This window comes from Bradyrhizobium yuanmingense (assembly GCF_900094575.1).
Classification (GTDB): Bacteria; Pseudomonadota; Alphaproteobacteria; order Rhizobiales; family Xanthobacteraceae; genus Bradyrhizobium; species Bradyrhizobium yuanmingense.
The window spans coordinates 1-3321 of the sequence record NZ_FMAE01000075.1; the positions used below are offsets into that span (position 1 = coordinate 1).

Here is a 3321-nt window from a genome sequence, read left to right on the forward strand (position 1 = left end):
TCGATCGCGGTTTCAGCTTCGGCCCGGTGTGGGGCCAGATAGATGTTCCGCAGGTCGTTCTTCATGGGGCCCTGCACGGATTTGGCGACAAGTGTATCAGGACAGATCCGCGTAAATCTTCTCTGGACGAGCCTTCCTTCCCCGTAGCGTTTTGGCAGTCTTTTGGCTCCCGCGAATGTACTTGGCGAGATCATCGAGGATGTCCGCAACTTCGCGTGGGCGCAATCCGGCACTCACGCTGACGATTATGGGCGTTTCCTTGCAAGGGCGATAATCGTTGCTTCGCCCATTTGACGATTTCAGCTATTTCACCAGGACCAACCAGGTAAACCTTGGTCCCAAGGGTTGAATGAGTTGGCATAGGCCGTCCTCCGATCTCTGCAGAACACTGCGCGTTTCGATGTAGAACGCATTTACAAGATACGAGATGAACCCGAGCACAATCCCGCCGCGGAGCCATGCTGTTCACGTCGACCGATTTGGGCGGATGGTCGTCACCACGCCTACTCCAGCCAAACGGCCGGAATCTTTCAAACAATTCTGAGAAAATGACTCGGCTCGAAACCTTTCATTTCCGACCATCTGAATTGCGGTTTTCGCCTGCAGCTTCGCCTAAAACGACGCGGCAAGCTGAAGGGCATAGGCCGATGGAGAAGCCCCGCAAGATTGCGCGTTTTTGTCAATGCCAGGATCCTTCGACGTGAGCAAAATCGCATCAAGCTTTCGATCACGCATCACCGCTGCCGCTTGCAGGCGGGAAGTGTTGCACCTGAACAAGCGATCGTCTCCTACCAGATCGCGGCTCGCTCTTAATCTAACCTGCTCGCCCGTTGTGACGCTAATGTGAGAGTAAGCAACGCGAGGAGAACTAGTTATGGCCAAAACCAAGCGGACAAATGAGGAGAGGATCGTCGCACGAATCGCCCTGGTTCGAGCGTCCTACGAAAAAGCACGAAAGGACAGAAGCAAAACCTCGGATTACAGGTACCTTCGGTCAGTACTGCGTGCGTACGAATATTTCGACCAGAACGACCTGGTAGACAACCTTGCTGAAATCGCCCCTTGCGTTTTGATGGCCTCTGTGCGCTCAGGCCAGCACGCTGTCCGTACGATAATTGACGCCTCCTGCGACGACGACGATCTACGGATGAGAAGCCGTTGGACGCGCGCACTGGAATATGCGCTGACGCGAAATGTTGCCGCGAACGATCTGCTTCGTTTCTTGAGAGCCAACAACGGCATCGCGGGTTGCGCCGACCTGGCAAGCAAAACCCAGAGCAAATCGAGTCGGCGCCGGCCGCTCTACTTCGTAAAGCCCCGTCTGACTCTAAAACCATGAGATAATACTACGCCTCTGCTAGCTCGAAAGACGACAAAATAGAGCTCGGCAAGAACTGCGACGGGCGAAAAAGCACTGTAGCAGCGGGTATGTTTCGAGGACCAGGTTGACAGTTTCGTCTTGGGTAGACCAGTTCGAGCCTATCTCGGGCCCGAGTCATGGCAACATACAAAAGACGACGCTCTTCCTCCAGGGCCGCGCTACTTTTCGCCCGGGCAGACGGAATACAGCCTTCCATCACGTTGAGAATTGTGACGGACCTCCATTCCAATCCTTTTGCGCTGTGGATTGTCGAGAGAGTCAAAACATCGTCGGGGCCTCCTTCCGAATATTGCCGCTCAGCAACAGCAGGGAATTCCAAGGCAAGCTCGGTCAAGAATTCCCGGCCAGATTCGAAGTCTCGTCCAAGAACCGCCGAGTTGTTCAAGGTCCGCAAGCCAGCTCTCTAGTTTGTCCTCACAGTTCTGCTTAAGCCTGCGCCCGTACCATTTCAGCGTGCTATCCAAAGACGCGGGCCACTTAGACGCTGTTAGCTTTGCCGAAAGCCGTCTGAATTTCTCCACTTGCTTTTGCGCCGCTTCAGGCACACCTGCCCGCTCCAATAACCTGTGCGGCGGCATCCCATCGAAGTCGTTCAAAATTCGATGCGCGGTGACTTTGCCGACCCCTTCTAAAAGTAAGAGAGCTCGAAATCCAGCGATCTGGTCACTCGGATTTTCGTGCCATCGAAGTATGGACACAACATCCTTGATGTGAGCGGCTTCCAACAACCTGAGGCCGCCCCATTTTTTGAACGGCACTCCTGCTTTCTGAAGCTCAGCTTCAAGAAAAGCAGCCTCCCGCGATGTCCTTGTGAGGACGGCCTGCTGGCTGAGCCGCATACCCTGCTCTTTCAAGGACAGAATTCCCTCCACGACGTGCTTGGCCTGCCCTCGCTCGTCTCGGACTGTCGTCAAAAGAGGCAGTTGGTCTGACTTCCGTTTTGACCATAGGTTCTTTTCGAAGGCCCCGTCAGCCCGCGAGATGACGGCGTTGGATGCTTTTAGTAGGCCGGATGTTGAGCGATAGTTCCTCTCAAGAGCAACGACTTTTGCGACCGATGCAAAGCTCGTCGGGAAGCCGCGAATGTTTTCGACAGTCGCCGCCCGGAAGGAATAAATGGCTTGCGCATCGTCGCCGACAACCGTCACACCGCGCCCGTCTGGCTTTAGCAGCTTTATGATCTCGAACTGCAGTCTGTTGGTGTCCTGAAATTCGTCGATCAGGACATACTCGAAGCGCCTTCGAAGCTCATCGCCGATTTCGGGCCGACGCAGCAAAGTTCTGAGGTGAACAAGTAGGTCGTCATAGTCTACACAATTTCGCGAAAGCTTGGCCTTTGCGTACCTCTTAAATATGATCGGCAAGGATCGTCGATGCCGCATCGATCCCGAAAACCGCCTCTTCAACGTCGCCTGGAGCGACAGATTGGCGTTCCTGCTGTACGAGAGCACGTCACAGCATTCGTCCGCGGAGAGGAACGCCTTTTTGCTACCAGCTTTTCCGGATCCTGTTAGAGCGATATCCATCAAGTGTTTTTCGTCGTCTCGATCCAGGATTGTGAATTTCTTCGTTAGGCCGATCTGGGCGGCGAATTCCCTAAGCAATTTGTTAGCTATGGAATGAAACGTGCCCGTATAAGGCAGGCTAATCGATGCTCCACCAGATTCGGCCTTGATGACAGACTGGACGCGCTCGACCAATTCATGGGACGCCTTCCGAGTGAATGTTGCGACAAACATTCGCCCTGGTTTGGCCCCGCAAGCGATTAAACGACCTGTACGAGCTGATAACACGCGGGTCTTTCCGGTCCCCGCGCCAGCAACAATCAACAACGGGCGATGCTGCGTCGGGTACTGTCCAGAATCTTTCGCACTTTTGATCAGGCGACGGCTCCGGTTTCAGAGAGTTGTGGCTGATAGAGCGGTCGCATGTTCATGTAG

4 protein-coding genes are annotated in these 3321 nt (G+C 54.3%); 1 reads left to right on the top strand and 3 read right to left on the bottom strand.

What is annotated here, in order from left to right:
* Positions 1-194, bottom strand: a 194-nt coding sequence (locus GA0061099_RS41965) for a hypothetical protein (RefSeq protein ID WP_208604932.1), incomplete at its 3' end; no start/stop codon positions are given.
* Positions 195-874: 680 nt separating this feature from the next.
* On the opposite strand from GA0061099_RS41965, the gene GA0061099_RS38930 reads away from it, so the two are divergent.
* Positions 875-1339, top strand: a complete 465-nt coding sequence (locus tag GA0061099_RS38930; protein ID WP_074448685.1) for a hypothetical protein — start codon at positions 875-877, stop codon at positions 1337-1339.
* 7 nt (positions 1340-1346) lie between these two features.
* Here the strand turns inward: GA0061099_RS38930 and GA0061099_RS43375 are convergent, their stop codons facing one another.
* Entirely contained in the window at positions 1347-1775 is a 429-nt protein-coding gene (locus GA0061099_RS43375; protein ID WP_083235196.1) for a 3'-5' exonuclease, read from the bottom strand.
* Entirely contained in the window at positions 1678-3264 is a 1587-nt protein-coding gene (locus GA0061099_RS38940) for an ATP-dependent helicase (RefSeq protein ID WP_338060721.1), read from the bottom strand. The genes GA0061099_RS43375 and GA0061099_RS38940 overlap by 98 nt, the downstream gene beginning before the upstream one ends.
* Positions 3265-3321 lie beyond the last annotated feature (57 nt).